Consider the following 20930-nt stretch of genomic DNA (forward strand, 5'->3'; position numbering starts at 1 on the left):
GATGCCGACGCGTCAGCTGATCGAGAGGGTCAGCGTGGCGCTGTAGGTACCGGGCTTTTGGTACGCCGGCACCGCCACGGCGATCGCGGCGCCGGCCGTGAAGGTGCCGCCGCCGTGTGCTCCCGCCGGCGCGGAGGCCAGTGTCGAGCCACCCGCGACCCGGCCGGGGGAGCCCGGTGTCGCGGTGCCCGGGGAGGCCGGATCCGTCCGGACCGAGGGCGTCCAGGTGAATCGGTCGGCCGGAATTCGACCACCCTCGGGCGAGGCGAAGTCGGAGACGTCCGCCGTCAGCGTCCAGCCGAGCGAGCCGCCGCGCACGTCGGTGACGGTGACGGGGTTCAGCGCGCCGGTCATCGCCTGTGCGGTGCCGTTCAGGGTGATGTCGGAAAGCTTTGCCGTACCTGCCTCTTGACGAAGCGTCAGGCCGCCGGGAAGGACCGTTCCGGTCACCCGCGTGACGCTGCCGGGGCTTGCGGTGACCCGGGTCAGCTCCCGGGTCGCGCTGAACGTGCCCACCATGACGCGCAGATACACCTTGTCGAGGACGGGTATGGACCCCGACGTGTCCGCGTCGACCGTCACGGATCCGGCCAGGTGTCCGTTTCGGGCACCGCCGGTGACGGAGCCCACCCATTCCGGGAGGCAGGCTTCGGTCGGTGTCGCGCACACCTCGACCCTGGCGTCGCCGTCGGGCCAGCCCTCACCGGTGAATTCGACGCGCCGGCCGGTGACGATTCGGGTCGGGGTCACGTTCAAGGTGGGTCCGGGGCCGATGTCCACCGTGCGTGAAACGGCGGCCGGGACGGTGGGGGAGCAGGTCATCGCGGGAAAGGGCGAGAGGTTCTCGAACATCTCGTAGGGGCCCGGGGTGAGGGTGATCGGGCCGCTCTCCGGAAGCCGGAACGTGCCGGTGAGGTCGTCCACATCGATGCTCGCTCCGGGCGACTCCGGTTGGCGGCGTGGCCATCCGGAGACGGTGAAGGTGGTCGACCGCGAACCGCCCACCGAAACCTCGGCGCGGACTCCCATCCGCAGGCCGCCGCTGCCGGGTGGGACGGGGACCGACGGGCGGGTCTGCCAGTGCCAGGTCACCGTGATCAGTTCACCGGCGCTGTAGAGCGCCTTCTGCGGTTGCACGGTCAGGTCGATCCGCGGCTCGTCGACACCCCACACGGGGCTGGTGGGGCCGTTGAGGACACAGCGCTCCGGGAAGGCCACCGCGGCAGCGCCCGCCGGGGCCGCGACGACCACGAGGCCGGTGGTCGCGACGGTGATCGCCGTCGCGAGACTCGTCAGGACGCGACGAGTGATGTGTCTGGTTCGGTGCACGAAACTCCTTGCCGGGGTCCGGAATCGGCGGCCGCGACGGACGAGGGGCATCGGGTGGGCAACCCGGCGCAGCGGCCACCGGCGCGATGTTTGGCGGAGTCAATGATTATGGACCGCGGCTTGGATCGCACGCGAATTCGAACGCCGGTTCGGGCGCGTGGCGCGGGCTACGGCACGCCGACGGGATCGGGCCCACGACCGCACGGCGGACGGCCCCCGCGAGCGAAGTCGCGGGGGCCGTCCGGGTGTTCGGGTGCGTGGGTCAGCTGATCGAGAGGGTCAGGGTGCTGGTGTAGGTGCCGATGGCCTGGTAGGCCGGGACGGCGAGGGACAGGTCGGCGTCGGCGGAGAAGGTGCCGCCCGTGCTCGCCCCGGCCGGGGCCGAGGCCAGGGTGGCGCCGGTGCCGATCGGGCCGGTGCTACCGGGCACCGCGGTGCTCGGCGAGCCGGCGCCGGTGGTCACCTTCGGGGTCCAGGTGAACTTGTCGGCGCCGATCTTGCCGCCGTTGCCGTTGCTGAAGTCGGCTACCGAGCCGGTGAGGGTCCACCCGGTGTTGCCGCCGCGGAAGTCCTTCACGGTCACGGTGTTCAGCGCGCCGGTCATGTTCTGCGCCTGACCGTTGAGCGTGATGTCCGACAGCTTGATGGCGCCGGCTTCCTGGGTGATGGTCAGACCGCCGGCGACGACGTTGCCGGTCACCGTCTGGCTCAGGTCGCGGCCGGGAACGGTGACGCGGAACGGCTTGGTCACCGCGGTGTCGTCCGAGCCCTCGTTCACCTTGATCGCGGTGATGGTGTCCTTGCTCACCACGAGGTCGGTGATGTTGATGGTCCCGTCCGCGGCGGCCTCGGTGTACGCGCTGACGTCGTCGTCCTGGACGTCGCCGGCCATGCCGTACGCCAGGACGTAGTTGCCGGGCGTCCAGCCGGAGCCGGTGATCACCACGGTGGTGCCGACCGGGCCGTGGTCGACGCTGAGCGAGATCTTGCGCTCGACCGCCTTGACCTTGACCACGCCGCTCAGCGCCTCGACGCCGCTGCCCTTGACCTTCACCTTGTAGTCGCCGGCCGCGACGTTGTTGTTCAGGGTGACGGTGCCGGCGAGCTTGTTGCCCGCCCCGACGGCGAGCGTGTTGCCGGTGATCCTGCCGGCGTCGCAGGCCGAGCCGTCGGCGGCGCACAGCTCCGGAGTCAGGGTGCCGGCGGGCCAGTTGTCACCGGCGATGGTGATCTGACCGCCCGCGTTGACCTCGCCGGGCGTCGCGGTGACGGTCGGGTCCTCGCTGCTGGAACCCTCGACGTTGATCGTGGTACCGGGGGCGACGGGCGTCACCGGGGTGCACGCCGTGGCGACGTCGCTGCCGATCCCGGCGTCCACGTACGACGTGTAGTTGCCGGGGGCGAGGTTGAGCGTGCCGGGCTTGGTCAGCGTGACGCTCGCCGTCATGTCCGACAGCTTCAACTCCTCGCCGGGCGCGGCGTCGGGGTTGATGCGCGGACCCTCCACGGGCAGGGAGGCGGTTTGCGCGCCGGTGAGCAGGACCTCGCCCTTGGGCAGCGCCTTGTTCTCGCCGACGTGCATGCCGAGGGGCGTGTTGATCGGCACCACGCCGTACTTCAGCCACTTCCACGTCACGGTGACCTGGTCGCCGACCGTGTAGGTCGCCTTCGCCGGGGTGACCTGGATGTCCATCTTGAGGTCACCGTCGGCGATGTTGTCCAGGAACGGGTTGGTGCAGTGCGCGCGGTAGTCGACCGGGGCCGCCGAGGCGGACGGCGCGAGAGCGATCAGACCGGCGGTACCGGCCATCGCCAGCGTGCCGATCAGCGCGGTGCTTCTGCGTGGAGCGATTCTTCGCATTCGGGACACTATTCTCCTCGCCGGGATGGAATATGCCTACCGTCACTGTGGAGCAGAACTTCGACATCCGGGGAGAATGACCTGCGGCGTTTGTCGCCGGCGAGGGCGAGGTCGGCCGAACCCTCGTCCGGAATGTGCGGGGTGCGTGGCGGTGGTCGGCAATAGATGGTCCGACACCGTATTCATCCGGTAATCGCTGACAAAGTCAATAACTGTTCCGCGGGAATCCTGTTGGCACGTGTCAACAAGATCGACTTCCGGTGGAAGCGGGATGGGAATGGTGTATTCCGGTTCCGAAAACGCGGCGGAGGCCGCCGTCCGGGGTGGACGGCGGCCTCCGCGTGCTGTGCGTCGAGCGGTGTGCTTCCCGGTCGGGTCAGGTCACCTTGAACGGGGTGGTGGCCAGCCGGTCGGAGTGGAAGGTCTCCGAGGCGATGATCCCGGTCGTGTTCGACTTGGTGATCAGGATCCAGATGCTGAAGTCGCCGTTGGCGTTGGCCCACGCGCCGGCCCAGTCGCTGGTCTTGGAGTCACCCGCGAGACCGTTGACGTTGACCCACGCGAGCGAGCCGTAGCCGTGCCCGGTGACCAGGACGAACGTGCACGGGCTGCCCGAGGTCTTGTTCAGCTCCAGCCAGCGGCGCTGTACGGTGATCGCGGTCAGCGCCGAGTTGCTGCCGTCGCTGAGCTTGAGCTTGTAGGTGCCCTCGCCCACGTTGCCCGCGATCGTCACATTGCCGGCCAGCGAGCCGTCGGCGGCGACGGTGAGCGGACCCGAGCTGATCCGGGCGGTGCTGCACGCCGAACCGTCGGCCGCGCACAGCGACGCGGTGGCCGAGCCGTTCGGGGTCCAGTTGTTGCCGGACACCGCCACCGTGCCGCCCGCGTGGGTGGACGCCGGCGACGCCGACAGCGTGGCCGGCAGGGCCGTGCCGATGGTGAACGGAGCACCCACCATGGTGGTTTCGTCGGTGCCCTCCATCAGGACGATCGAGGTGATCGAGCCCACGCTGGCGACGAAGTCCGGGATCACGATCGAACCGTCGGCGGCCGACTCGCCGTAGACCAGCGTGTCGTCGAGCAGGTTTCCGGCCGCGTCCCGGCCGTAGGCCAGGATGTAGATGTTCGGGTTGAAGTTCTTGCCGGTGATGGTGACGCCGGTGCCCACGGGTCCGCGGTTCGGGCTCAGCGAGATCGTCCGGGCGACCGCGTTGATCTTGACCGGGGTGAGCGCCTCGCCGGCGCCGACCTTGACCTTGAGTTTGTAGTTGCCGGTCGGCACGGTCGCGACCGTGTTGATCTTGCCGGACAGCGCGCCGTTGGCCACCACGAGGCTGTTCGCCGCGATCTTGTTGGCGTTGCACGCGGCGCCGTTCGCGTCGCACAGCTCGACCGAGGGAGTGCCCGCGGCCCAGTTGGTGCCGGACAGCGCGACCTGCGAACCGGCGTTGAACTCACCGGGGTTCGCGCTCAGGGTGGGCGCGCCCGTCGAGGGGCCGTCCACGGTGAGGGTGCGCGAGACCGCGATGGGGTTGACGGGCGAGCACTTGGTCTCGACCTTTTGCCCGACCGCCGTGGTGAAGGTCGAGTAGATGTCCGGCGTGAGCGCGACCTGGCCGGCCTGGGTCAGCGTGAAGGAGCCGACCGGGTTGCTCAGGATCAGGTCCTGGCCGGGCAGCGCCTCGGGGTTGATCTGCGGTCCCTGAATGGCGAAGTTGCCGGTCTGCGCGCCCGTCAACTTCACCGTGCCGACCGGGTAGGTCGAGTCCTTCGGCACCTTCCCGACGACCGGGATCGACGGCGGCGCCTTCGGGTAGAGCTTCCACTGCCACTCGACCGAGACCACGTCGCCCACCTGGTACGTGCTCTTGGCGGGGGTGACGACCAGGTCGATCTTGACGTTGCCGTCCGGCGGGTTCGAGTACGGGTTGGTGCAGTGCGTCGCGTAGTCGACGGTGTCGGCCTGCGCCGAGGGGGCGATCGCGACGAGCGCGCCGGTGCCGGCGACGGCCGCGGCCGCGGCGATGGCGACCAGTCTGCGGGAAGCGATTCTTCGTATTCGGGACACGGTTCTCCTAGCCGGGTGGGGAACTGCCGAGTGGCGCGTGGTGCGGAGGTCCGGCTCGCCCCGGCGGTGCCCGATGGCTGCCGATTCGCTGATCATCGCCACGTTCGTCCGTCGGGTACGGACGTCGGAAGCGATGACCGAGAAGCGTGGAATGGGACGGGGAAGGCGAACTCCGACGTGGTGCTGGTGTCGAAGATCTAGCGAACAAAGCCCCAGGAAGCAATGCGTAAATGGTGATCATCTTGGTGTCACGTGTCACCATGATCAACTTTGATAAACCACCGAAGGAAACCCTTTCCAAAGTCGACCGTGTCAATGGGTCGGGGCTCTTCGAATGCTGGTTCTTGCCCGGTTAATTCGTCTACAAAACCGTATTGACTTCTTCCGCTTACGCAGTTTCACTCATGGCTGTGCCGGAGGGGCCCCGAAGCGTGGGGCGAAGCGCCCCGACCCGGATCCCGACTCCCTCGGCCGTCCCCTGTGGCGGTCGACGTCGGGATGCCCGCCGGCAGCTCCACCGTTTCCGCCTGCGGTGCAGGCCAGGGAGAACGTGCGCCACCACCAGGTCTCAGGAGATCGACGACAAGGAGCTCCACCATGTCCCGTTCCAAGATCACCACCACCGGCGTCGCCTGCGTGACCGTCGCGTTCGCGGCGGCCGTCGCCCTGTCCGGTACGGCGCACGCGGTTCCCGATTCCCGGGGGGTGACGCTGACCTGCCAGGACAGCACTGGTAAGACCTGGGTCACCGGCGGCGCGGGCACCCTGACGTCGAGCGACCCGGGCGGCACCAACCCGCAGAAGATGAAGCTCGCGTCGCCGATGGTGGCGCCGATCGCCATCCCGGCGAACTCGCTGGCCACGGTTATCCGCACGGTCCAGACCGGCGCGGGCGCGGGCACCATCCGCGACTTCGTCGGCACGGTCAACCCGCCGATGAACGTCGGCAACCCGATCACCCTCGGGGCGATCCCGGCCACGGCGCGCCTGGCCGCGGGCACCACCGTCCGTCTGCAGGACACCTCGGCCGCGGCGCCCAGCGCCACCAACTGGTCGATGAAGATCAACACCACCATTTCCGGTTCGTCGGTCGACATCTACTGCGCCGGCAAGCAGGACGCGGCCTCGGGCGACTTCAGCTTCTAGTCGCCTCCCCGGTCGGGTGCTCCCGGCGAGTACCCGACCGGACCGGGGACGCGGGTGTGACGGTCTGCTGCTGCGAAAGCCTGCCCGGGTGGCGTATGCGCCGCCCGGGCAGGCCCTTTTTCGTTTCCGGCGACCCGCCTCTTTCGGGGCGGCCGGGGCGGGGCGGAAATAGTGTGACCGTTCGAATCCGGTGTCACGTGTCACCGACGGAAAATTCGATAAACCGCGATTCGCATGCGATGTGCGGGTCGCGTTTCGTGTTCCCGGGCGTACATCGAGCCGGGCGCGGTCGCAAGTACCCGGGCGATGCAAACGGCGCTCCTCGGGCCCGTGTGCGGATCGGAGCGGCCGGAAGCCAATGGCTTCCCGCCGGGGGCGCCCGCCGCCGGGAGAGCGGCCTCGGCGGCCGGTCGGCGGCCCGTCCCGGCGATGGCCTCGTCGGAAGCCGTCCGAAAGTCGCGGAGCACAAGATCAAAAGGCGAGCGGACCGACGGGCGAAGCCCTGCCGCACGAGGGCCCATTTCGTTTTCAATGGGCATTCAAACAAGTGGAATCACAGTAAGTAATCGAGCCTGTATGGTGACGCGTGTCACCATGATCAAGATTATGTAATCGATGATCATTGGCAATGGGCGACAGATCTTGGTCAATATGGTTGGAAGGTAGTCGATGATCACTTGGCAATGTAAAAGTGGACAATAGGCATTGACTTCTTTTCGGCATCCCGCTTCACTCTCCCTTGCCGGGGAACCGAACTCGAAGCAATGCGGATCCTTCTGCGGTGACCGAGACATCGACGCACCTGTCGATGTCGAGATACCGGCCGGCGGTACCAAAGCCCTGCCCGCCGCGGGTGGTCGGGCGGGCATGTCTTCGTTCGGAAAGCCGTGAAAGGAGCACTACCTTCATGTCTCGTTCCAAGATCGCCTCGGTCGGCATCGCCTGCACGGCGGGTGCCTTCGCGGCCACGATGGCTCTCTCGGGTACCGCCTCGGCCCTGCCGCCGGAAAGTCGCGCCGTCACCGGCATGACGTGTGTCGACATCGTCAGCAGCACCGTCTGGGTGTCCGGTGGCACCGGCACCCTCTCCTCCAGCGACCCGGGTGCGCCCAACGCGCAGAAGATGAAGCTGACGTCGTCGATGACGGCGCCCGTCGCCATCGCGCCCAACACGCTCACCACCACCATCCGGTTCACCGGCGGGATCACCTTCTCCGGAGTGGTCAACCCGCCGATGAACGGGCCGAACCCGCCCAACCCGGGCAGCCCGATCACCCTCGGTCCGGTCGCCGCCGGCTCCCGGATCGCCTCGGGCACCTCGACGAACATGATCGCCACCACCGGAACCCCGACCGCCACGAACTACTCGGTGCGCATCCAGGCGTCGTTCTCGGGTCTGCCCCCGGCCGACATCCGTTGCACCGGCAGCCAGACGGGGACCTTCACGTTCTGATCCGACCGGCTCTCGACCAGGGAGCCGGAGCCCTCGGCTCCGAACGCACCCCACGCCCGTCGCGGCGGCCCACGGGTCGCCACGACGGGCGTTTCCCATGTCCGCGCCGGCGGTCGACACGGGATGCCACGGGCCCTCGACCGGCGAGCCCGACGGCTCCCGCCACACATGCGACGGCCCCGGTATCCGCATCGGATACCGGGGCCGAACGCGCCCGCAGTGTCGATTACTTCACCGTGATGCCCGCCATGCCGAGCTTGTCGAACTTGAAGCTCGTGTCGATCTCGACCGCCGTGATGCCGGTGGTCTTCCTGCTGGTCACCAGGATCCACGAGCTGAACCTGCCATTGCGGTCGGTCCACGCCAGGCCGAAGTTGAAGGTCGGGTTCGCACCCTCCACGCCGGCCAGCGCGATCGGCGTGTTCGGGGTGAAGTTCTCCCCGGACACCTTCACGAACGTCCACGGCCGCACGGTGCTCTTGCTGAGGGTCACCTTGCGCTGCGGGACCGGGACCTCGACCTTCTTCACCGTCAGCGGCGTGGAGGCGGTGCGGCTGCCGTCGGTGACCCGGACGCTGTAGGTGCCGTCCGCCGTGCCGGGGGCGACGGTCACGCCGCCGGAGAGCACGCCGTCGGCGCCGATCCGCAGGCTGTTGGCGGAGGTGCCCGCCGGGTTGCACGCGGTGCCGTCCGCGGCGCACAGGGACGGCGTGGCGGTGCCGCCCTTGGTCCAGTTGGTCCCGGCGAGCGTGGTCTCCTTGCCGGCCTCCACGGTGCCCGGGGACGCGCTCAGGGTGGCCGTCTCGGGCGTGCTCTGTACGGCGATGCTCTGCACCACGCCGGAGCCGCCGGTGACCGCACACGGCGTGCTGAAGTTGCCGTACGGCGTCACCGTGGCGGTGGTGGTCTTGGTCGGCGTCAGGTCGACGGTGCCGGTCGCGGTGGCCGGGATCTGGAGCCGAACCGAGAACGGCGGGCTCTGGATCGGCGTGTTCGCCGGGATGTCGATCGTGGTCTCGGCGCCGGCGAGGGTGACCGAGCCGGTCGCGCCGCCGGACAGGGCGAAGTCGATCGACGGGGTCATCTTGATGCCGTTGAGCGCGGCGGGGCTGGTCGCCGGGCTCGGGCCGAGGGTGATCTTCAGGTCGACCGTCTCGCCGGGCTTGGCGGTGGTCGGGCCGTCCACGGTCACCGACATCGGTCCGGTCTTGTCGCCCTGGCCGAGCGGCAGCGAGCACGTGACGGTCGGCGTCGCGGTGCCGGCGAAGGCGGCGGGGGCGGCGGCGAGGAATCCGGTGATCGCCAGTGTGCCGACGCCGACTCCGGCGGTCAGGCGCTTGGTGCGCTGCTTCATGAGGTGCGGCTCCCTGTCCTGCGTTCCTTGCCGGCGACGGGCGTTGGCGTCGCGTCGGCGGCATGGGGGCGGATACGCGCGTGGCTAAGTGGAACGTGTTCCAGAAGTGGGGCGGGTCACATTGATGCGCTTTCGCCTGCCGAAGTCAAGAGGTGTGAAACCCCCCGCCGACCCTGCGGGAGGTCTTCGGCGGCGCCCTGACCTGCACTGACACGTGTCGTCCGGAAGCGGTGGAACAAGTTCCACTTTCCTCGGTCGCGAGGCGCCCGGGACCGGGATATGCGAACGGGGCGCCCCCGCACCGAAGGTGCGAGAGCGCCCCGCGTGGGCCGACGTGGCGTCAGGAGACGGTCAGTGTCAGGGTTCCCGTGTACGTCCCGGCCGCCTGGTACGCCGGGACCGCGAGCGACAGGCCCGCGTTGGCGCTGAAGACGCCACCGGTCTTGTGCGCCGGATCCGTGGACGCCGCCGAGCTGCACAGCAGCCCGCCGTTGACCGTACCCGCCGAGCCGGTCACGACCTGGCTCGCCGAGTTCGGCTCGGCCACGCACCGAGGTGTCCAGGACAACGCCGAGGCGGGCAGCGAATAGCCGCCGTCCGCCTTGAAGTCCGAGACCGAACCGGTGAGTTGCCAACCGAGCGTGCCCTTGCGGGCGTCGGTGACGGTGACCGCGTTCAGCGAGCCCGTCATGGTCTGGTCCCGGTTCGCGAACGGCACGTCCGCGAGCAGGACGCCGGTCCCGGCCTGGGTCATCGACAACGTGCCCGGTTCCTCACCGGGCCCGCCGCCGCCCTCGACGGCGAACGGGGCGAGCGCCATCTTGTTGCGGTCGCTCTTCTCCGCCGCCCGAATCTGGGTGGTCCCGGATTTGGTCACCGTCAGATCGACGGCGAACGTCCCGTCGGGGCCCGCGGTGACCTCGGTGGTGTCCCCGGTGAGACCCAGGTTCGCATCCAGGGTCTCCAGCACGACGGCCGCGCCGGGGGAGAAGTTCTGCCCCGTCACGTGCGCCTTCGTGCCCGAGGGGCCACGATCGGGGGTCGCGGTGATCGCCCGGGGCAGGACGACCGCCGAGGTGACCGTGATCGGTGCGGACATCGAGACGATCCCGACGGTGACCTTCACCAGGTATGTGCCCGGCGGCACGTTCGCACCCAACGTGACCCGGGCGGTGAGCGCACCGCCCGGGGCCACCGAACCGGTGCCCGCGGTGAACGCGGATCCGGTGCAGCCCGAGCCGTCCTCCTGGCACAGCTGTACGTGCGGATTGCCCTGACCGGTCGGCCAGTTGTCCCCCGTCAGCAGCACCGGATCGCCGGGCTTGACCAGGCTCCGATCCGGACCCAGGGTCGTCTGGGCCGGCGCGCCCACCATGATCGACTGGGAGACCGCCGGCGTGCCGACGGGCGTGCCGCTCGACGCGACGGTGATCACCTTGAGGCCGTATCCGGCGGGCGCCAGGTCGATCCGACCCGCCTTGGTGATCTTGAAGGTGCCCTTCATGTCGTTGACCTCGAGCACCTGCCCGCCCGGGGTGGCCGGGTTGCCCTTGTCGCCGGCGACCCGTACCTCGCCGGTCTGCGCGCCGGAGATCCGCACGGTGCCGCTGGGCGTCACCGTGTCCTTCAGGGCCACGACCCAGCTGGAGGGGTTGCGCGGTTGCCCGATCCACTTCCAGCCGACGGTGACCTCGTCGCCGATGTCGTACCACGTCTTGGCCGGGCTCACCGAGAGCGCGACCTCGGGACTCCAGTCGAACGCCGGGCCGTTGCCCCACGCCGGGGTGTAACGCACGGTGTACTTGACCGGCTCGGAGTGCCGCAGCGCGTCCTTGGCCACCGAGACCGCCACCAGGATCGAGGTGGTACCCGAGGTGATCCGGACCTGGCGGACGGCGTCCGACAGATCGGCGGCGACCCGGACCTGGCCCGACAACTTTCCGGAGGCGTCGACGGTGAGGGTGGAGCCCGACGCCCCTTCCGCTGTACAGGCGTTGCCGTCCACGTCGCACATCTCGACGCCGACCGGACCGACCGGCCAGTTCTCCCCGGTCACCTCGATCCCCGCGCCCGGCCGGACCACGTTCCAGCCGAACGCGACGGTCGGCGCCTTGACCGCGCCGTCCACCGCGAGCGTCGCGCCCACGCCCGGCGTGCCGTTGGGCGCGCACGGCGTGTCCCAGCTGCCGAACATGTTCGCGGTACTGGTGTAGCCGCCGGGGGAGAGCTTCAACTCGCCAGGCTTGGTGATCTTGAGCGTGCCCGTCATGTTCGACAGCCACAACTTCTCGCCGCCGGGGGTCTGCGCGTTCTTCTGCGGACCCTCCATGGCGATCTCGCCGCCCTGGGCGCCGGAGACGAGGACCTTGCCGCGCGGCTTGACCGCGTCGGCGTTCACGGTCACCGACGACGGGTTCTTCGCCGCGTCCTTCCACGTCCAGGTGACGGTGACCTCGTCGCCGACGTTGTACTTCGGCTTGACCGGGGCGACCGTGAGGTCCACCTGGGCGTCGAAGTCGAACGGACCGCCACCGATGCTCGGCGGTACACAGTGCACGTTGTACGTCACCGGAGCCGCGTTCGCGGACTGCGCCCCCGCGCCCACGCCCAGGGCGCCGGCCACGAGGGCGGTGCCCAATACGCCGGCGACGCGTTTGTTGCGGGATCCGGACCCAGTGCTTTCCCTGGTTCTTGGTCTGAGCATGTGGTGCTGTCCCTCCTCGGGATGCCTGCCTGGCCCGCCGGGGGAGCGAGCAGTCGAACACCACACCGGGACCGGTCCGTCGCCGTCGGTGACCCGCGCGGCGCGGGACGGTCGATTCGGTGCCGTGCGCCGATTCTCGACGTCGGCGGGGTGACACCCGACCCCGCCGCTGTCACCCGGTCTTTCCCTGTGATGAAACCTGTTCCAGAAAACGGCGCCTCCCATTGAGCCCGTGGGCGTTTGCGAAGTCAACAGCGGAACGCGTTCCGACGGCAACGATTTGTGTGCGCCGTCGACCGGTGTCGCATACGCGGGCCCGATGGGCGAAAGGCGTTGGCGCGTACGGGAAATGGGCGACGGGACGCCCACCGCGCAGTGAGGGATTGCGGTGGGCGCCCCGTGCCGATCAGCCGTGCCGGCCGATCGTGACCGTGATCAGGAAATCGACAGGGTCAGCGTCGCGCTGTAGTCGCCGGCGCCCTGGTAGGCCGGAACCTTCAGGTCGATGTCGGCGTCGGCGGAGAAGGTGCCGCCGGTGTTGGTCGCGCCCTGCGGGACCGAGGCCAGGGTCGCGCCCGAGCCGATGGTGCCCGCGCTGCCCGCCACCGGGGTGCCCTTGGACTTCTCGTCGGCCTTGGCGGCCTTCGGCTTCCAGGAGAAGTTGTCGGCGGGAATGCTCTCGCCGGCCGCGTTCTCGAAGTCGGTGACCGAACCGGTCAGCGTCCACCCGGCGTTGCCGCCGCGCAGGTCGGACACGGTGACCGTGTTGAGCTTGCCGGTCATGGTCTGGTCCTGGGCGCTCACCGCGACGTCGGACATGCGGATGCCGCCCGCCTGCTGGGTGATCGCCAGGGAGCCGGCGGTGATCGTTCCGTCCAGCTTCTGGGTCAGATCGCCGGGCTGGGTCGGGTCGACCTTCTTGCGGACCAGCAGCTGCGCCTGGCCGCTGTTGCCCTCGGAGTCGGCCACCGCGAGGGTGTGCGCGCCGTTGGCGACGTTGTCGGCGAGCTTGACGTTGCCGGTCAGGTTGCCGGACGCGTCCACCGTGAGGGTGGAGGACGCGATCCCGGCGGCTGCGCCGTCCAGCATCGCGGTCACCGCGCCGGGCGCGAACTTGCTCCCGGTCAGAGCCACTTCGCTGCCGGGCTCGACCGCGGTCGAGGGCGCGTTCAACACCGGCTTGTCGGCCGCGCCGACCTTGAGCGTGGCCGAGGGGGCGACCGTGTTCACCGGGTTGCACTTGGTCTCGGCGTCCAGGCCGAACGCCTTGGTGAAGGTCGAGTACAGGCCCGGGGTCAGCGTCACGTCGCCGGCCTGGGTCAGCTTGACCTTGCCGGTCATGTTGGTGAGCACCAGCTCCTGGCCCGGCAGGGTCTCCGGGTTGATCCGCTGACCCTCGACCGCGACCGCTCCGGTCGCCGCGCCGCCCAGGGTGACGCTCCCCTTGGGCAGGGTGGAGTCCTTGTCCACCTTGCCGACCACGGGGATCTCCGGCGGCGCCTTCGGGTACGACTTCCAGGTCCAGGTGACGGTGACCTCCTCGCCGACGTCGTAGCGCGCCTTGGCGGGCGCCACCGACAGGTCGATCTTGAGATCGCCGTCCGGGATCACCAGGTTCGGCACGATCTGGTTGACGCAGTGCGAGGTGTAGGCCACGTCGGCGGCGTTCGCGCCGGGCGCGAGGGCCACCATGCCGACGGTGCCGGCGATCGTGACCACGCCGAGCGAGGCGGCGAGTTGCCTGTTTGCCTTGAACATAGGGTGCGTTCCTTCTCTCGGATACCGCTCTGCCGGCGCCGGGGTGGGCGGGGCAGCCGAAACACCACGTCGCAGGACCGGGCACGGGGGGCGGGACGCACACGCCCGCGCGGGCCTCGACGGCGCATGCGCGTCCGGACGGGTGCCGTCGCGAAGTGCGGCCCCGCCGGTCGGTGGAACGTGTTGCAGAAATAGTGCTTGATCATTCCGCTCCACCCGGTGTGCAAAGTCAAGGGATACGGCCGGAAAACCGGAAGGACGCCCTCCTCGGTCAAGCGAGGAGGGCGTCCTTGTGTCCGAGGGTGACTCAGCTCAGACTGAGCGTCAGATTCCCCGTGTAGGCCTCGGAGCGGGTGCCGCCCGGAAGGGACAGGCTCAGCAGGGCGTTGGCCTCGAACGCACCGCCGGTGACGGCGCCGGTGCTCGGGTTCTGCCGACACAGCACCTCGGCGTCGCCGCCGACCGTGCCGGGCACGCCGGTGCCTACGGCGGCGGGCGGGCCCTCGACGGTGGTGCAGGCCGGGATCCAGGTGAGCCGCCGGGCCGGTACGACCTCACCGCCCTGGCCGACGAAGTCGCTGCTCTGCGCGGTCAGCGTCCAGCCGAGGGTGCTGCCGCGCCGGTCCTGGATGGTGACCGGGTTGAGCCGACCCTCCAACTCCTGTGTCGCGTCGCCGGGTCGGAACTCCGGCATGGTCACACCCGCCGAGTTCTGCCGCATGAACAGCGGCCCGGCCACGGCGTCGGCGGGGGTCTGCGGCACCTGTCCCGCGGGCGGGAGCGGGGGAACTCCCGGCGGGGGCGTGATGCCCTCGCTCGGGACGCCCGCGCCGGGGCCGCCCGGGGTCGGGTCGCCGATCGCACCGGTGGCGGGGTCGGAGGCCGCGCCGCTAGGAGGCGGGGCGGACGGGGTACCGCCGGAGCCGGCCGATCCGCCCGCGGACGGGTTGCCGGATCCGCCTGCGCCACCCGGGCCGCCGGTGCCGGGGCCCGAGGTCGGGGGTGTACCGACCTGGATGCTTGTCGAGACGGGCAGACGGTCGGGGTGTACCGGGGTGCACGGCGAGTCCCGGATCAGGGGCTGCTCGAGTACGTACGCCCCGGGAGCCAGGTCGATGCGGCCCTCGGTCGCGAGGGTGAACTTCCCGGTCAGGTCCGCGACGGGCAGGGGTTGTGCGGGGCCGGCTCCCGGATGCTTGGCCGGGCCGGTGAGTCGGATGTCGCCGACCTGGGCGTTGGAGAGCCTGACGGTGGCCTTGGGCGTCTCGACGTTCGGGAGGATGTCGACCCACGCCCACGGGTTGCGCGGCGGCGCGGCCCAGTGCCAGGTGACGGTGACCTCCTCGCCCACCTTGTAGATGTTCTGCTTCGGCGGCGACACGGAGAGCTCGACCTTCGGCTTCCAGGTGAAGGTGGGGCCGCCGGCGAAGGGCGGTTGGCAACTCACCTCGTGCTCCACGGGTGCCGCCTGTGCCGCGGGTGCGACCGCCGTGAGACCTGCCGCGCCGGCGACGAGGACGACCGCCGCCGGTATCGCGAACAGCCTCCTGCGGGGTGGAACCATGTGCGGGACGCTCCCTTCCGGGCCGGCCCCGGGTTCGATCGACCGTGGTCGTCGATGCTCGGGCCGGCTTGAAACGTGTTCCATATATGGGCCAAACGCCCATTGATTCGCCATGCCTGACGTGGTGTCAAGGGATCCGGGCGGGCTGTGTCGCGTTCGGAACGTGCCTGCCCGCGGCCCTGTGCGGTGCCGGAGCGGGGGTTCCGGGGCGAGGTCGTGGCTCGGCCGGCGGTTGGCGGGAAGTCGGCGGGTTCGTAAGGGTTTGGCAAGGCGTGTGTACTCGACACGTGTCGAAAATGTGGGGTCCTGTCAACCGTCTTGTCGACAGAGTGATTTCGCAGGTCGCGCGATATGGAACCGTGTCCGACGGATGCAGATTTTCTGCTTTTCGCTGTTGTCCGCTCATGCCACTTGTCGTACCGTCACCCGAAGATCTGACGTGACATCAAGTACTGGAACAGTCTCGATGTCTCCCGGATGCGCCGAGAAAGCCCCGCTACAGGGAACGCAAGGCGTATCCCCACCGGTGCTTGCGCGGTCCGGTTTTCCCGCCCGGTCCGCGCCTCGAAAGGGGGAAGTCGGGTGTGGCGACCGCGTGTACCCGATGAGCCGGGGCGCGTGCCGGATCGGTGCAGGCCGATTCGCCGAAACGGCCCTGCCGATCGCGCGTCGCTCCGGCCGTTTCGATCAGGACTTCTCGACGAGCAAGAGATCCCCCCGAAGGGAGAACCACCGTATGGGCAGGCCCATTAAGCGCACAGCGGGTGGCTTGGCGGCGCTCGCCGTCATGGCGGGCGCCATGATGTCGTTCGCGCCGCAGGCCGGCGCCGGGACATCGAACACGAAGCTCAAGTGCGACTTTCAGAGTGACCCCACGGTCAAGGCGACCATGGGGTCCAAGCCCGACACCGGCGACCAGGCCTTCACCGTCACCGGTCCGGAGTCGGCCACCGCGGGTGAGCAGATCAGGGTGAACATCGATCCGGGGGTGAGCCCGGCCGCATCGCCGCTCGCCACCACGGTCAAGGTCACCCCGACGGTCACCTTCACCGCGAAGTACACCGGCGGATCGGCCGTGTTGTCCGCGGTGGGTGCGACCCTGGACCTGCCGTTGGTGGCCAACGCCGGGATCGATGTGCCCGCGTTCGCGGCCAACATCAAGCTGCCCGCGGGGGCGTCCGGGAAGGTGGATCTGCTTCCGAAGGCCTTCGCCCTGAAGATTCAGGTCCCCGAGCCGACGCCGCTGACGTTGAACGTCCCGTGTACGGTCACCGACGCCGAACCGAAGCCGGCCTACTCGGTGACGCTCGCCGCCGCGAGCACGGCCGGGGGAAGCAGCACGAACTCGGGCTCGGCCAGTTCGGGCTCCTCTTCCTCTTCGTCTTCCTCCTCGTCCACGAGCAGCACGGGAACCAGCACCTCGGGCACCACCGCCGGCAACGACTCGCTGGCCAAGACCGGTCCGATGGACGACGCGCTCTCGATGGGCCTGCTCGGCGGCACCGTCGGTCTGCTCGGCATCGGCGGCGTGCTGCTCGCGACCCGTCGGGTGCGCTCCTCGCGCAACGCCTGACCCGGATGCGGACGGTCGGCCTCCCCGGCTCGGGAGGCCGACCGCGGCGCTTGCCGACGCTATTGACTCCGCGAGGCGATCGCGGGTGAATGGCTCGCCGCAATCTGTAACACGTTTCAATTCACCGTGTGGGGCCCGTGTCCCGCAGGGGAACCGACGGACAGCGGGACGGCCGCCTCGGCCGTGTGCCACCGAGTTCGAGCGAGGCGACCGCCCAGGTACGACACCGGAGCGCCGGGCTCGTGGCAGTCGCAGTGCTCCTCGGCACCCGCTTCGGTGTGGTGTTCGACCGCCCCGCCCCCGGTGGCGGTGGCAACCCCCAGAAGGGAGCAGCACCACATGTTCAAACCCAGCAGGAAGGTCACCGCGTCGTTCGGCGTCGCGATGATCGCGGGTACCGCGGGACTGGTCGCGGGTGCGCCGGCGGCGTCGGCCGCGTCGGTCAACCCGGACCTGACCTGCACCGAGCCGATCCTGCACTGGAACAAGTCCGGCAAGCAGACGTTCGACGTCACGCTCACGCCGGACACCGGTTCGGCACCGGGGACGGTGCAGGCCAAGATCGACGCGGGCGAGAACCCGTTGCGGACGGACACCGTCTTCGCGAACATCGGATTCGTCGGCCAGTACACCTTCACCCTGAGCACAGGCGGCGAAGTAACCCTGACCGCACCGAAGTTCGTCGCGAACATCGGCCCGACGCAGGGCATCGACCCGCCCGAGTTCACCGCCGACCTGGCCATCCCGCAGGCCGCGCCGGGCACCCGGATCGATCTGACGCTCAAGACGTTCGCGGTGGACGTCTACCTGCCCACCAGCCCGAACACCAAGGTCACCACCGCCACCTGCGCGGTGACCGGGAACAACGATGTCGTCGCCTCGTACAAGGTCGCCGACGCCCCGCTCGACCCGACCCTGACCACCACCCCGGGACAGGTGAAGCCCGGCGACTCCCTCACCGTCGCCGGCGCGAACTGGCCCGCGGGTACGCCCTCGGTCGCCCTGTGCGACGCGAGCGGCAACGCCTGCGACCCGGCCAAGGTCACCGGCGCGCTCACCGTCACGGACGGCGCGCTGGCCGGTACCGCGACCATCGGCGCGACGGTCGCGGACGGCTCGTACCAGCTCAAGGTCACCGTGGGCGACAAGTCCAAGACCTCGAACGTCACCGTCAAGGCGGACGTTCCGAGCAATCCGCGCAAGCTCACCCTGAACCCGACCCACGGACCCGTCGGTACCAAGGTCACGGTCAACGGTGAGGGCTACACGCCGAACGCCGCCGTGTACGTGGTCCCGACCAACGCCGCCCAGCAGCCCGACGTGCCCGGCATGGTGACGGCCACGGCCGGTGCCGACGGCAAGTTCACCGCCGAGGTCACGGTCGGCAAGGCCGACACCACGCTGATCGCGGCGTCGGAGGACACCACCGGCACGCTGGCCGCCGCCGCGCCGTTCACGGTCGACGGGAACCCCCCGGCGGGCACGCTGAAGCAGGACCTCACCGGCTCGATCGCCGGCGGCGGTCTGACCATCTCCCAGGAGAACGGCGGCATCAAGCTGTCCGACGTGACCCTCAACGGCACCGAGCAGAACATGACCGGCGCGCTGAACACGGTGACGGTCAAGGACTACCGCGGTGGCGCCACGGGTTGGACGCTGACCGGCGCGGTCACCGACTTCACCAACGGTTCCGGCGGCACCATCCCGGCGGACAAGTTCTCCTGGACGCCGAAGGTCACCCCGGGCGAGGGCTCGCCCAGCCAGGCGGTGGCCGGCAGCGCGGGTCCGATCGGCAAGACCGGCGCCACCCTGGCCTCCGCGCCCAACGCGGACGTCACCGGCGGCACCTTCGCGGCCGACGCGGGTCTGAGCCTGGCGGTTCCGGCCTACCAGGCGCCCGGCACGTACAGCGCGACGCTCACTCTCTCCATCTCCTGACCGACATCTCCCGTCGGACACCATCGGCGGGAGACCCAGAACGGCCCGGAAACCGGGGGCCCGTGGGGCACGGACACCATCCGTGACCTCCGGGCCGCCGGCGGCGGGCCGCTGCGGATCGACGCAGAGCGGAGGGTGGGGCGGGCAGCCGGCCCGTCCCGCCCACACCGCACTCGGCCGATCCGCGCACGCGACACCCAGGCACACAGCGCGGGCCCTTCGGATCCGCTCCCGAAGCCGGCCCTTTCGATCCGCGGCACACAGACCAGCTGGAGACACCGATGACGGGCACCCCGGCCCCACCGATCCGCCGGCAAGGCGGACGTACCCGATCCCTGGCCACCCTGCTCGCGGTGCTGGCCACGCTGTTCGCGTCCCTGACACTGGTCGCCTCGGCGCCCGCGTCGGCGGCGGGCAACGGCGAATGGTCGGTCGACCCGTACGTGCCGGACGGCACCAGCCAAAACGCCCGCCGCTACTTCTTCCTCGAAGGCGCCGCCGGCACCACCGTCCCCGACGTGGTGACCCTGCACAACACGAGCCAGGCGCCGCTGACCCTGAAGCTGTTCGGCGCGGACGCGTACAACACCGCGCGCGACGGCGGCTTCGCGCTGCGCACGGTCACCGACAAGCAGAAGGACGTCGGCACCTGGATCCAGGTGGCGCCGGAGAACCAGACGCTGACCCTGCAGCCGGGGGAGAAGCGCCAGGTCCCGTTCAACATCGTCATCCCGCCGAACGCGACGCCCGGTGACCACCCCGGGGCCGTGGTCGCGCTGAACACCGCGATCGAGGGCACCCAGCAGCAGGGGCAGATCAAGGTCAACATCCAGCGCCAGATCGGCGCCCGGGTGTACCTGCGGGTGCAGGGTGACGCGCTGCCGGCGATGGACGTGCAGAAGGTCGAGGTCAAGCGCGACTCCGGCTTCCAGGAGTTCTTCGGATCGAGCAAGGCGACGATCACCTACCGGATCGTCAACCGGGGCAATGTGATCCTGCGGCCCAAGTTCGACCTCAAGGTCGAGGGGCTGTTCGGCCGCAAGCTGATGAGCAAGACCGAGGAGGGCACCGAGATCCTGCCCGGCTCGACGGTGGAGAAGGTCGTCGAGTGGAAGGACGCGCCGCGCCTGGACCACGTCACGGTCAAGGTCGGCGCGGTGGCTCCGGACCAAAAGCTCGACGACTCCGCGAGCACTTCGTACACGGCCGCGCCGTGGCCGAGCCTGCTCACGCTGGCCGCGATCCTGATCCTCGCCGGTCTCGGCTGGGGCCTGTGGCGCAACGGGCGCAAGGGCAAGGGCGGGGACCCGGCCGTGCCGAACGGGCCGGTGGGGCCGAACGACGACACGACGGTGCTGCCGCCGATTCCGGCCGCGTCCACGGCGTCCGCCGCACCGGGTGTGACTGCGGCGTCGGCCGAGTCGTCGGGTGTGCCCGCGACGGAGGAACCGGCGAAGCCGGTCGAACCCGCGAAGGCAGAAGCGGGTGAGCCGGCGGCGCACGAGGCCGGGGCCGGCGCGGCCGGGGCTGAGCAGGCGGAGGGTGCTGCGGCTGCGGACAAGCCGGACAAGGTCGGGTCGGGCGACGAGGGCAGGGCCGTTGCGGCCGAGTCGGCGTCGGCCGAAGCGGGTTCGGCCCCGGTTGTGGACGCGAAGGCGGCCGAGGGTACGCCGGCCAACGCCGAGGCGGCTGTCGCCGATTCGTCCGGTGACGCACCGGTCGCGGACGAGGCGGCGGCTCCCGCCGCGAAGCGGTCCGCCCAGGGCTCGGGCGACGCGGCCGAACCCGACGCCGATGCCGCCGCCGACGCAACAGCGGCTCCCGCGGCCGCGGTTGCGCCCGGCGCCGAATCCGCTGCCGCGCAACCGGCCGGTTCCGGAGCGGCGCCCGAGACCGTGGCGGCATCCGACTCCGCAGCCGCTGCGGCGCCGCCGGCCGAAGCGGCTTCCGGGGCGCCCACGTCCGCCGCCGCGCTGCCGACCGAAGCGATTTCCGAGGCCGCTGCGGTCGGAACCGTGTCGCCGGCCGAAGCCGTTGCGGCGACGGGGGCCGAGTCCGCGGCTTCGGGCGAGGCCGGCGAGCGGGCCGCCGCCGAGTCCGTGCCCGTCGGGGACCGCGCGAGCGCGTCCGTTGCCGACGGCTCCGCCGACTCCGCGGGGGTCGGCCGTTGATCCTGGCCAAC

General features: G+C 70.1%; 12 protein-coding genes. 5 read left to right on the forward strand and 7 right to left on the reverse strand.

The window, feature by feature from the left end:
- Positions 1–12 precede the first annotated feature (12 nt).
- From B4N89_RS18405 to B4N89_RS18415, 3 genes are all read right to left on the reverse strand, one after another.
- A complete protein-coding gene (locus B4N89_RS18405) occupies positions 13–1329 on the reverse strand; it encodes a hypothetical protein (protein ID WP_078976914.1) in 1317 nt (438 codons plus the stop codon).
- A gap of 262 nt (positions 1330–1591) precedes the next feature.
- Positions 1592–3190 (reverse strand): hypothetical protein, encoded by a 1599-nt coding sequence (locus tag B4N89_RS18410; protein WP_143658007.1) that lies wholly within the window; start codon positions 3188–3190, stop codon positions 1592–1594.
- Positions 3191–3566: 376 nt separating this feature from the next.
- Positions 3567–5258: a hypothetical protein gene (locus B4N89_RS18415; RefSeq protein ID WP_078976916.1), complete on the reverse strand. Its 1692-nt coding sequence runs from the start codon at positions 5256–5258 to the stop codon at positions 3567–3569.
- 597 nt (positions 5259–5855) lie between these two features.
- Here B4N89_RS18415 and B4N89_RS18420 point away from each other — a divergent pair.
- Positions 5856–6404 carry a hypothetical protein gene (locus tag B4N89_RS18420; RefSeq protein WP_078976917.1) on the forward strand — a complete coding sequence of 183 codons (549 nt, stop codon included), beginning with the start codon at positions 5856–5858 and terminating at the stop codon, positions 6402–6404.
- Between the two features lie 907 nt (positions 6405–7311).
- Positions 7312–7857, forward strand: a complete 546-nt coding sequence (locus B4N89_RS18425) for a hypothetical protein (protein ID WP_078976918.1) — start codon at positions 7312–7314, stop codon at positions 7855–7857.
- Positions 7858–8083: 226 nt separating this feature from the next.
- Here the strand turns inward: B4N89_RS18425 and B4N89_RS18430 are convergent, their stop codons facing one another.
- The 4 genes from B4N89_RS18430 to B4N89_RS18445 form a co-directional block, all read right to left on the reverse strand.
- Positions 8084–9211, reverse strand: coding sequence for a hypothetical protein (locus B4N89_RS18430; protein WP_078976919.1), 1128 nt, complete (start codon positions 9209–9211; stop codon positions 8084–8086).
- A 340-nt stretch (positions 9212–9551) separates the two neighbouring features.
- The gene (locus B4N89_RS18435) at positions 9552–11915 is read right to left on the reverse strand and encodes a WxL domain-containing protein (RefSeq protein ID WP_143658008.1); all 2364 of its coding nucleotides are present in this window, start codon (positions 11913–11915) and stop codon (positions 9552–9554) included.
- Positions 11916–12350: 435 nt separating this feature from the next.
- On the reverse strand, positions 12351–13673 hold the full coding sequence (locus tag B4N89_RS18440; RefSeq protein WP_078976921.1) for a WxL domain-containing protein: 1323 nt from the start codon (positions 13671–13673) through the stop codon (positions 12351–12353).
- A 307-nt stretch (positions 13674–13980) separates the two neighbouring features.
- Positions 13981–15237 (reverse strand): hypothetical protein, encoded by a 1257-nt coding sequence (locus B4N89_RS18445; protein ID WP_078976922.1) that lies wholly within the window; start codon positions 15235–15237, stop codon positions 13981–13983.
- Positions 15238–15973: 736 nt separating this feature from the next.
- Between B4N89_RS18445 and B4N89_RS18450 the strand changes: the two genes are divergently transcribed.
- From B4N89_RS18450 to B4N89_RS18465, 3 genes are all read left to right on the forward strand, one after another.
- Positions 15974–16810: a hypothetical protein gene (locus B4N89_RS18450; protein ID WP_143658009.1), complete on the forward strand. Its 837-nt coding sequence runs from the start codon at positions 15974–15976 to the stop codon at positions 16808–16810.
- Between the two features lie 339 nt (positions 16811–17149).
- Entirely contained in the window at positions 17150–18748 is a 1599-nt protein-coding gene (locus tag B4N89_RS18460; RefSeq protein ID WP_143658010.1) for a hypothetical protein, read from the forward strand.
- 281 nt (positions 18749–19029) lie between these two features.
- Entirely contained in the window at positions 19030–20919 is a 1890-nt protein-coding gene (locus tag B4N89_RS18465) for a WxL protein peptidoglycan domain-containing protein (RefSeq protein WP_078976926.1), read from the forward strand.
- Positions 20920–20930 lie beyond the last annotated feature (11 nt).

The organism is Embleya scabrispora, assembly GCF_002024165.1.
Lineage (GTDB): Bacteria > Actinomycetota > Actinomycetes > Streptomycetales > Streptomycetaceae > Embleya > Embleya scabrispora_A.